Source organism: Nitratidesulfovibrio sp. 1201_IL3209 (assembly GCF_036763125.1).
Lineage (GTDB): Bacteria > Desulfobacterota > Desulfovibrionia > Desulfovibrionales > Desulfovibrionaceae > Cupidesulfovibrio.
This window is the reverse complement of the sequence record NZ_JBAIYT010000028.1, coordinates 43,886-53,534: the sequence shown is the minus strand read 5'-3', so window position 1 is coordinate 53,534 and position 9,649 is coordinate 43,886. Positions and strand designations below refer to the sequence as shown.

Here is a 9,649-nt window from a genome sequence, read left to right as displayed (position 1 = left end):
ACCCGTAAGATTCAGGAATACATCAAACATCAGCTAGAGTCTGATAAACTTGGTGACCAGTTGTCCCTACCGTATCCCGGAAGCCCGTTTACGGGCCGCAAGTAGCAGATATGCAGATGCCAGATCTCTAAATATGCGCCTGCTAGGGCGCTGCTGGTAACAGAGCCTTACAGGCGCATATGAAATACCACCGGCTATGCCGGTGGATTTTTATTTCTGGAGCCAGCATGGAGACTTGAACTCCAGACCTGCTGATTACGAATCAGCTGCTCTACCAACTGAGCTATGCTGGCTTGCGGGCTGCTGGCGGATGGCTCCGCCGGAAGCGAGAAATGCTTGATATGGAAGTTGGCAGGTGAAGTCAAGCGGGTTGTGGGGTGGCGGCGGGTGCTGCATGCCGGGCAGGGCCGGGAGATGGTGGGCATTGCGCGTGTCTTCCTGGTGTCCGCCGATGGGGCATCATTCACTGCCCGCCATCCCCAGCCCGGTCCTGTCACATCCGGAACAGTCGCGGCCTCTCCGTTCGCATTCCGCCCCATCCAACCCCATCAAGTTGTCCAAGGTTGTTGGTCAATTTTCTAGAGAATATTTTTATGCGGATTTCTTGACAAAATGCTCCGCGTCGCGCAACTGTGCAACAACAAGAACTGGAGCACCTCCTCATGATCCGCGAAATGTTGACCCTCCGCGAAATCGCCCGCCGCCTCGACGTGCCCCCCTCCAGTATCGCCTACTACAAGGACAGGTTCGCGCGCTTCCTGCCCGCCGGAGAAGGGCGGGGCAGGCGGCTGCGCTATCCCGTGCATGTGCTGGACATCTTCAGGGAGATCAGGAGCATGTACACGCGCAACGTGGCGGCGGAACAGATCGAGGAACGGCTGGAGGAACTGGTGGCCGCGCTGTCCGCTTCCGTGGGGCAGTCCGGCCAACCGGCGGGCCAACCGGGCGCGAGGTCGGGCGCGCGTCCATCCGGCACCGGGGCGGAACCACACCTTCGGGACCGGTTCCGCGCCTCCGACGGAGCGCCGGGCATGGACCGCCCTCTGGACGCCGCCCCGCGCATGGCGGATGGCCCTGCCCCAGACCCGGCCGTGGAAGGGCTGCCGGGCATGCTCGACCGCATGGCCACGCTGCTTCAGGTGCAGGGGCACATGCTGGCGGAACTTTCCAGCCTGCGCCGCCAGGTGGAGGAATTGCGGGCCGACCGCGACACGCTGCTGGCCGCCTTTGACGAGCGGGCGGCCCGGCTGGACGAAGCGTTGGAACTGCTGCGCCGCGAACGCACGGAGGCCGTCACTCGCCTTGTGGACGATTACTATACGGTGGTGTCGGAGCCTGCGGGAGCCGGGCCTGCGGGAGCCGAAGCAGGCGGGGCAGAAGGGACGACTGGCAATGGCACGCACACCGATGCTGCCGGGGCCGGACGGAATGCATCCGGTCAGGACGCATCCGGTGCCGACGCGCCCGAAGATGGCGCCTCAGGCGCCGATGCTTCAGACTCCACCTCAAAAACAAAATCCGGCGATGCGCGGGCCGCGTCCGGCCAGGATTCCGTCACCACGCCGCCCGCAACCCTGTTCGACCTGCCGCTGGTCATCCGGCGCAACAGCGAATACCTGGGCGTGTCCGGCCGCGACAAGGCGTTCACCCTGCGCAAACTGTTGGCGCTGGTGGACCGTCACGCCGCCCGGCGGCACCGTGTGGGCATGGACTGGGGACGCTCCGGCTCCGCGTGGGTGCTGCGCCTGACCACGGACGAGCCCGCCAGCGGCAGGCAGGGCGGCAGCCGCACCCATGAACTGACCCTGCAACTGGTCACCACGCCCAGCGGCAACCACGTCACCCGGCTCTCGCGCCTCGCCATCAACGGCGATACGGTTCCGGACCGCTTCCTGCTGGAATTGTTTCGGAATATCAAGGAAAGCTACGAGTCCCGCTAGGTGTGCCCGCGGCACGGACAGTCTCGCGTCCGGGTTGTACGGTCCGCGGGGGCTTCCCGTGCCTGCCCCTAGGCCACGGCAAGCTCCATGTTCCCCCAAATGCCCACGCGCCCGCCGCACTGGGCGTACACGCCCTCTATGCCCAGGTGCGCCATGGCCGCCGCGCGTTCGGTCACGCGGGCCACGTCGTCCGGGCCTTGCAGCATGTTGCCGAACAGGGTGGCCGCCGCGTCGGCCAGGCTGGCGTCGCGCGCCCGCACCGCCGCGATGTCGCCGACGCCCAGGCTCAGCGAATGGCCGATGGTGGCCGACGACGAGCACAGCGACACCGGGCAGTCCGCCCCCTTCACCACCACGCCGATCATCTCGCCGCTGGACGGGTCGGGCAGCAGGCCCACCACCCGGTCGCGCCGCGAGCAGATGTAGATGTCCCCGCCGTTCTCCACGATGAGGTCCGGCGACACCGGGGCAAAGCGTTCCGCCACCATCTGGGCCACGGTGCCCGCCACCGCCGCGAAGGGGCCAACCCCGGCGATGTCGGCCCCGTGCGCCATGCGCCGGGCCACTTCCGGGGCGCTGGCGGGCGTGGGCACGGGCGCGAGGCTGGTGCGAAAGTCCGGCGCCAGCAGCATCCACGCCTTGATCTGCCCGCGCAGTTCGGTGACGTAGGCGGCGATCCGGTCAGGCAGGTCGGGCACTATGGGCAGACCGGACTGCCCCGCGCTGGCGGTCACCCACAGGTCGGTTTCCTCCACCACGACCTGAAAGACCACCTCGTCCTGGTGGCGGGCGGTGCGCTTGCGGTAGCCGCGCACGTGGTCGGTATGCACGGTGATGGCTTCCGGGGCGGGGGGAGCCGGGCGTTTGCCGGTGTTGTTGCGTCTGGTGCTCATGGGGCGGTTTCACCACAGGGGCGGGCGGGCGTCAATTCCCGCCGTGCTCGCCGCAGACCCGCGCCCCCGTCGTTCCCGCCGTCCTCGCCGTCCCTCCTTTCCGGGGCGGCCCGCATTCTTTACAAGCGGCGGGCTTTGAGGCTAGGAAACCCTTTTCCGCATCACGTTTCGCAGTGCCGCAACACAAGGATGGAGCCATGCCCAGACATTTCAAGCGAATCAGGGACCTCGGCTACGAGGGCGCCTGGAAGCTGCTGCAACGCGCCAAGGAAATGAAGGACACCGCCCACCGGGGCAAGATCATGGAAGGCAAGACCGCCATCCTCATCTTCGAGAAGGCGTCCACCCGTACGCGCGTGTCCTTCGAGATGGCGGTGCGCCACCTTGGCGGCTCCACCATCTTCATGACCCCGGCGGAAAGCCAGTTGGGCCGCTCCGAACCCCTGCGCGACACCGCCCGCGTGCTCTCGCGCTACGCCGACTGCCTGGTGGTGCGCACCTTCGGCCAGTCGAAGATCGAGGAACTGGCCGAATACGGCTCCATCCCCGTGGTCAACGCCCTGACCGACGAAGGGCACCCCTGCCAGGTCATGGGCGACGTGCTGACCATGTACGAGCGCACCCCCGACCTGTCCAAGGTGCGCGTGGCCTGGGTGGGCGACGGCAACAACATGGCCAATTCGTGGATCGAGGCGGCCATCTACTTCCCGTTCGAGCTGTTCATGGCCTTCCCCGAAGGCTACGAGCCCGACCGCGACCTCTTGGGCTACGCCATGCAGGCCGGGGCCAAGATATTCCTGACGCACGACCCGCGCATGGCCGTGGACGGCGCGCACTACGTGAACACCGACGTGTGGGCCTCCATGGGCCAGGAAGAGGAACAGAAGAAGCGCGAGGCTGCCTTCAAGGGCTACCGCATCGACGATGCGCTGATGGCCCTTGCCGCGCCCGACGCCAGGTTCATGCACTGCCTGCCCGCCCACCGGGGCGAGGAAGTGACCGACGAGGTGATGGAAGGCCCGGCCTCCATCATCTTCGACCAGGCGGAAAACCGCCTGCACATCCAGAAGGCCATTCTGGAATGGGTCTTCTCGGAATAGCACCGCGCCACGGCGCGCGCCGCGCGGCGCATGCCGCGCAACATACCGCACAACATACCGTACAACGGGGCTGAAACGACATGGCCAAGGATATCAGGAAGGTCGTGCTCGCCTATTCCGGCGGGCTGGATACGTCGGTGATCCTGAAGTGGATCGCCGTCACCTACGGCTGCGAGGTGGTGACCCTTACCGCCGATCTCGGGCAGGAAGAGGACCTGGACGGCGTGGACGCCAAGGCCCTGCGCACCGGCGCCAGCCGCGCCTACGTGGAAGACCTGCGCGAGGAGTTCGCGCGCGACTTCATCTTCCCCATGATGCGCTCCGGCGCGGTGTACGAAGGGCGCTACCTGCTGGGCACCTCCATCGCGCGTCCGCTCATCGCCAAGCGCCTGGTGGACATCGCCCGCGCCGAGGGCGCGCAGGCCGTGGCCCACGGCGCCACCGGCAAGGGCAACGACCAGGTGCGCTTCGAGCTTGCGGTCAACGCGCTGGCCCCCGACCTGGACGTGATCGCCCCGTGGCGCATCTGGGACCTGCGCTCGCGCACCGACCTCACCGCCTTCGCCGAAAAGCACGGCATTCCGCTGTCCACATCGTCCAAGCAGTACAGCATGGACCGCAACATGCTGCATTGCAGCTTCGAGGGCGGCGAACTGGAAGACCCGTGGTGCGAGCCCGGCCCCAACAGCCACGTCATGGCCGTGCCCGTGGAACAGGCCCCGGACACGCCGGAATACATCACCATCGACTTCGTGAAGGGCGACGCGGTGGCCGTCAACGGCGAGGCCATGAGCCCGGCCACCATCGTCCGCACCCTGAACGCCATCGCGGGCAGGCACGGCATCGGCCGCCTGGACATGGTGGAAAACCGCTTCGTGGGCATCAAGTCGCGCGGGGTGTACGAAACCCCCGGCGGCACCGTGCTGCACATCGCCCACCGCGACCTGGAAGGCATCTGCCTGGACCGCGAATCCATGCACCTGCGCGACCAGATGATCCCGCGCTACGCCGAGGCCGTGTACAACGGCTTCTGGTTCGCGCCGGAACGCGAGGCCATGCAGGCGTTCATCGACAGGACGCAGGAGACCGTCAACGGCGCCGTGCGCCTCAAGCTGTACAAGGGCAACGCCTTCCCGGTGGGCCGCACCTCGCCCAACACCCTGTACTGCCACGACCTGGCCACCTTCGAGGATTGCGCCACCTACGACCACGCCGACGCCGCGGGCTTCATCAGGCTGCAAGGGCTGCGCGTGCGCGGGTATGCGCAGCGGGTGAAGAAGGGCTAGGCGTTCCGGCCGGAGGGGCAGCCTGCCTCCGGCGGTCAATATGTTCAGCATGTTCCGTGGGGCCTCCCGTATGGGGGGCCTTGCGCGTACCAAGCCGCCGCAACGGCAGGGACCAGCAATGGCCGAAAAGAAGATGTGGGGGGGGCGGTTCCGTCAGGCCACCGCCGCCCTGGTCGAGGAATACACCCAGTCCGTATCGTTCGACCGGGCTTTGTACGCGCAGGACATCGCGGGTTCCAAGGCGCACGCGCGCATGCTGGCCAAGCAGGGCGTGCTGACCGCCGACGAGGCCGCGCGCATCGTGGAAGGGCTGGACATGGTGCTGGCCGAGATAGAGGGTGGCGCCTTCGTCTGGCGGCGCGAGCTGGAAGACGTGCACATGAACATCGAAAGCCGCCTCACCGAACTGGTTGGCGACGTGGGCAAGAAGCTGCACACCGGGCGCAGCCGCAACGATCAGGTGGCGCTGGACTTCCGCCTGTTCGTGTCCGACCGCATCCGCGCCTGGCGCGGCCTTGCGCGCGACCTGGTGGCCGTGCTGGCAGAGCGCGCGGGCGAGCACGCGGGCACGCTGCTGCCCGGCTGCACCCACATGCAGCCCGCCCAGCCGGTGAGCCTTGGCCACCACCTGCTGGCCTATGCGTGGATGCTGCGCCGCGACGCCGAACGCCTGGCCGACTGCGACCGCCGGGCGCGCGTGTGCCCGCTGGGCGCGGCGGCGCTGGCGGGCACCACCTACCCGTTGGACCCGGCCTTCGTGGCCGCCGAACTGGACATGTACGGCACCTTCCGCAACAGCATGGACGCCGTGTCCGACCGCGACTTCGTGCTTGAATCGCTGTTCTGCGGGGCGACGATCATGGCCCACCTGTCGCGCCTGTGCGAGGAAATCATCATCTGGGCCAACCCGGCCTTCGGCTTCGTGCGGCTGCCCGACGCCTACGCCACGGGTTCGTCCATCATGCCGCAGAAGAAGAACCCCGACGTGGCCGAGATCATGCGCGGCAAGACGGGGCGCGTGTATGGCGCGCTGACCGCCATGCTGACCACGGTGAAGGGCCTGCCCATGACCTACAACCGCGACATGCAGGAGGACAAGGAACCGTTCCTCGACTGCGACCGCACCGTGTCGGCGTCGCTGGAGATCATGGCGGGCATGCTGCGCGAACTGGGCTTCAACGAGGGGCGCATGCGCGCCGCCCTGCGCGCGGGCTTCCTGAACGCCACTGAACTTGCCGACTACCTGGTGGGCAAGGGCATTCCCTTCCGCGAGGCGCACCACCTGACCGGGGCCGCCGTGGCCCTGGCGGAAGAACGCAACGTCACGCTGGAGGAACTCCCCCTGGCCGACCTGCGGGCCATCTGCGACCGCATCGGCGACGATGTCTACGCCGTGCTGGACCCGGCGGCCGCCGTGGCCCGGCGCGAGATGCCCGGCGGCACCGGCCCCGCGTCCGTGGCGGCGCAACTGGCCGAGCTGGCCGACTGGCTGGAAGGGTAAGGTCTGTTTACGCCATGGTCCTTTTGTCCCCTGCCGTCGTCAGAATGATTTTTTATTCCGGTCAAATACAGCAAGAGTATATTCCCTCCACAAAAAATCATTCTTCCTTGGCAGTGAACAAAAATCCTCATGGCGTAAACAGACCCTAAGACCGCCCTGGCCAGATTGCCGATAAACTGCCTGAAAACGGGCCGCCTTCCGGCAGGGGGCGGCCCGGCGCAAACATGGCCCGCCGCTTTGCCGTGCGGGCCACGCAAGGATGCCATGCAACGCAACAAGAAGCTCATTCCCGCCCTGCTGCTGGCCGTGCTGTTCAGCTGGGCGCTGTACAACCTGCTGGCCGTCTCCGGGATGCTGCCCGGCAGCGGCCAGGTGGTGGAGCAGGGCGACGACGGCTCGGCGCTGCTGCCCGCCGAACTCAAGGCCGAGGTGACCGCCCTGAACACGGCGGACGAGACGGCCTCGGACAACGAATGGATGGCCATGGTCACCCAGGCCGCCAGCGGCAGGTACTACAAGGACGCGCGCGACCGTTCGCTGACCCTGGCCGCCTCGCGCGCCCTGGAGGCGGGCAAGTTCGCCGTGGCCATCACCGCCGCCGAGGTCATGTACCGCCCCGAACCGCGCGAGGACGTGCTCCAGGCCGTGGTGCGGGAGGCGGCCAAGACGCGCGCCACCATCAAGTATTCCGTGCGCGCGGCGCGCAACCTGTCGAAGCTCGACCAGCGGCGCGACGCGTACGCCCACATCATCGACGCCTGGGCGCAACTGGCAACGGGCGGGCAGCCGCAGTCCGGCGAAGCCGCAACCTCCGGAAATGACGGCATACCGGCGGCGCCGGGGGCAGCCGGACTGACCGTGGGACCCGCGGGAGTGGGGCAGTAGGCGGGCCGCGCGATGGGGGCGCGGATATAGGAACGCGGTAGCCGGGCGTCCGTTCTGCCGTTTTCAGGCGGAATCGTGACAGATTCTACTTGACCGCCGGAAAAAGTCCGACTAATTCTCCAATCGTGTCGGTCGATGCTCCGGGTGTGCCGTGCGTCGGGATCGGCACGGGCTTGTGGCAAGAGTTTCGGCGAGTCGATAGGCATCCCACCTACAGAGTTTCTGCCCGATCTTTCGCACGAGCGAACCCCCCCATTTTCCCTGCAAGGAGTTTTCCTGATGTCCAAGTCTCTGTATGTGGGCAACCTGCCTTTCTCCGCCTCCGAAGACGAAATCCGCGACCTGTTCTCCCAGCACGGCCAGGTGCTCAGCGTGAAGCTGATCTCCGACCGTGAAACCGGCCGTCCCCGTGGTTTCGGCTTCGTCGAAATGGAAGCCGCCGACGCCAGCAGCGCCGTGGAAGCCCTGAATGGCTACTCCTTCGGCGGCCGCGCCCTGAAGGTCAACGAAGCCCAGCCCCGCGCTCCCCGTCCGCCCCGCTGGTAGTACCGGCGCGGCCGCACCCGCTTCGGGCGTCATGCGCGCCATGAGCCGGTGACCACGCGGATACGCAGCAATCACAAGGCCCGCCTGCCGGAGTACCGGTCAGGCGGGTCTTTTCGCTTGCAGGCGGCCGGTCAGCGCGGCTGGGTCCGCTCCGGCGAAAGAATGCTCGCCAGGGTGCCGTCGGCCCGCATCCGCTCGATTTCCGCGTTGATCTCGGGCAGGCGGCCGGACAGCGGGGAGTGGCGCGAAAAGGCCATGTACAGCGGATAGCTGCGTACCGGACGTTCCGCCCTTCCCACGGCGGCCCGGATGTCGGGCCGGGCGTTCAGGTAGGCTTCGGCCACCAGGTCGTTGCTCAGGCACAGGTCCACCCGGCCGCTGCGCAGCTTGGCGAAGTTGCTGTCGTCCGACGGCGCGTACTCCACGAACAGCCCCAGCCGGTCCACCGCCGCCAGGAATTCCGGCGAGTAGGTGTAGCCCTGCACCAGGCCGATGCGGTAGGGGCGCAGGTCTTCGAAGTGCTGCCAGGCGAAGCCGTCATGGCCGTGCCGGGAGTAGTAGAGCGACTGGCGCGCCTCGGCCACCGGCACGGAGAACGCCATGGTGGCCTCGCGCTCGGCGGAATGGGCCAGCATGCTCACCCCGTCGGCGCTGCCGGCCTCCACCATGTGCAGCACGCGGTTCCAAGGCAGCAGCCGTTGCCGTACGGGGATGGACAGCCTGCGGAACAGTTCATCGGCAAGCGCGGTGGCGACGCCCCTCACGCGGCCCGCATCGATGGCCATGGTGTACGGGGGGTAGACGGTGTTCACCAGCAGGAACGCGCCGTTGCGGTCGTCGTTGGCCGGAGCCCCGTTGTCGGCCAGGGCCAGGGCGGGCAGGCCGCACAACGCGAACAGGACGAGCCGGAACAGCAGCGGCAGGGCGCTGGCCGGACGGCATGGCGCATGGTGGAGGGACCGGACCGGTGACGATGGCATGAAGGGCCTGCTGCGTGGGCGCCCGGACGGGCCGGGCGCGGGATATTCCGCGATGCGGGTGGGCCGGTGGCGCACCGGCGGGCGAGTCATAGCAGATGCGCGGCAAATGGCAATGCCCTCCGGCAACGCGGGATTTTGCGCCGTCTGCAAAGGTAACGGCATGCATAACATGCCGTGGATATGAGAAAAGGCAATGCAATATAACGCCGGAGGGCGCCGATGCGGGCGGGGAGCGGCTTGGGCGGGATGGCGGCGAAACCGCGCGCTGTGCGCCGTGCAACGAAAAAGGCCCCGGAAACAGGGGCCTTGGCATCGTGGCGGAAGCGTATAGGAGTCGAACCTACCATGGACATCTCTGCCCACCACCGGTTTTGAAGACCGGGCGCCACACCGGTGACGAAACGCTTCCGCGTAGGGTTCGGCGTATCTAGCAGAATCGGGGTGGCACGGCAAGACGGGGAAACGTGTCCGCGCGGTGTGCGTCCGCATGGCCGCGGAACGGGCGCACGGGAGTGGAC

8 protein-coding genes, 2 tRNA genes and 1 pseudogene are annotated in these 9,649 nt (G+C 67.2%); 7 read left to right on the top strand and 4 right to left on the bottom strand.

The features are described from left to right. Nucleotides 1-105: pseudogene (locus V6B97_RS13000) on the top strand (IS200/IS605 family transposase); the annotation flags it as partial. Nucleotides 106-217: 112 nt separating this feature from the next. Here V6B97_RS13000 and V6B97_RS12995 read toward each other — a convergent pair. Next, nucleotides 218-293 (bottom strand) — tRNA-Thr (locus tag V6B97_RS12995). 369 nt (nt 294-662) lie between these two features. Between V6B97_RS12995 and V6B97_RS12990 the strand changes: the two genes are divergently transcribed. Next, entirely contained in the window at nt 663-1,940 is a 1,278-nt protein-coding gene (locus V6B97_RS12990; protein ID WP_333506933.1) for a MerR family transcriptional regulator, read from the top strand. 68 nt (nt 1,941-2,008) lie between these two features. Here V6B97_RS12990 and V6B97_RS12985 read toward each other — a convergent pair whose 3' ends face one another. Next, on the bottom strand, nt 2,009-2,833 hold the full coding sequence (locus V6B97_RS12985) for a UPF0280 family protein (protein ID WP_333506932.1): 825 nt from the start codon (nt 2,831-2,833) through the stop codon (nt 2,009-2,011). 197 nt (nt 2,834-3,030) lie between these two features. Between V6B97_RS12985 and argF the strand changes: the two genes are divergently transcribed. From argF to V6B97_RS12960, 5 genes are all read left to right on the top strand, one after another. Beyond that, entirely contained in the window at nt 3,031-3,933 is a 903-nt protein-coding gene (gene argF, locus V6B97_RS12980) for an ornithine carbamoyltransferase (RefSeq protein WP_333506931.1), read from the top strand. A gap of 80 nt (nt 3,934-4,013) precedes the next feature. Continuing rightward, nucleotides 4,014-5,219, top strand: a complete 1,206-nt coding sequence (locus V6B97_RS12975; RefSeq protein ID WP_333506930.1) for an argininosuccinate synthase — start codon at nt 4,014-4,016, stop codon at nt 5,217-5,219. Nucleotides 5,220-5,337: 118 nt separating this feature from the next. Then, nucleotides 5,338-6,720 (top strand): argininosuccinate lyase, encoded by a 1,383-nt coding sequence (gene argH / locus V6B97_RS12970; protein ID WP_333506929.1) that lies wholly within the window; start codon nt 5,338-5,340, stop codon nt 6,718-6,720. Between the two features lie 264 nt (nt 6,721-6,984). Continuing rightward, entirely contained in the window at nt 6,985-7,605 is a 621-nt protein-coding gene (locus V6B97_RS12965) for a hypothetical protein (protein WP_333506928.1), read from the top strand. A gap of 279 nt (nt 7,606-7,884) precedes the next feature. After that, the gene (locus V6B97_RS12960) at nt 7,885-8,151 is read left to right on the top strand and encodes an RNA recognition motif domain-containing protein (protein ID WP_007528059.1); all 267 of its coding nucleotides are present in this window, start codon (nt 7,885-7,887) and stop codon (nt 8,149-8,151) included. A gap of 131 nt (nt 8,152-8,282) precedes the next feature. Here the strand turns inward: V6B97_RS12960 and V6B97_RS12955 are convergent, their stop codons facing one another. After that, a complete protein-coding gene (locus V6B97_RS12955; protein ID WP_333506927.1) occupies nt 8,283-9,131 on the bottom strand; it encodes a substrate-binding periplasmic protein in 849 nt (282 codons plus the stop codon). A 315-nt stretch (nt 9,132-9,446) separates the two neighbouring features. After that, nucleotides 9,447-9,540: transfer RNA gene (locus V6B97_RS12950), tRNA-Sec, on the bottom strand. Nucleotides 9,541-9,649 lie beyond the last annotated feature (109 nt).